This is a genomic window from Cobetia sp. SIMBA_158 (genome assembly GCF_046566945.1).
In the GTDB taxonomy this organism is placed as follows: Bacteria; Pseudomonadota; Gammaproteobacteria; order Pseudomonadales; family Halomonadaceae; genus Cobetia; species Cobetia amphilecti.
Genome location: NZ_JAWJYL010000337.1, coordinates 1 through 274, shown reverse-complemented (window position 1 = coordinate 274; position 274 = coordinate 1). Strand labels below are relative to the sequence as shown.

The 274-nt window shown below is 58.0% G+C and carries 1 protein-coding gene; it reads left to right on the top strand.

Annotated elements, in window-relative coordinates; translation table 11 throughout:
* Positions 1-21: 21 nt before the first annotated feature.
* The coding region (locus R2R70_RS20185; protein WP_410978930.1) for a DedA family protein at positions 22-274 on the top strand (253 nt) is incomplete at its 3' end.

Genomic DNA, 274 nt, shown 5'->3' with positions numbered 1-274 from the left:
CATGCGTTGCATCAACACAGCATGTTCACCATTCTGGTCGGTCGCTTTGTTGGCCCGACGCGTCCGCTGGTGCCAATGGTGGCGGGAATGCTGGATCTGCCGGTGGCAAAATTCATTACGCCGAATATTATCGGCTGCCTGCTGTGGCCACCGTTTTACTTCCTGCCTGGGATTCTGGCGGGCGCGGCGATCGATATTCCAGCCGGAATGCAGAGCGGCGAGTTTAAATGGTTGCTGCTGGCGACGGCGGTATTTGTGTGGGTTGGTGGCTGGC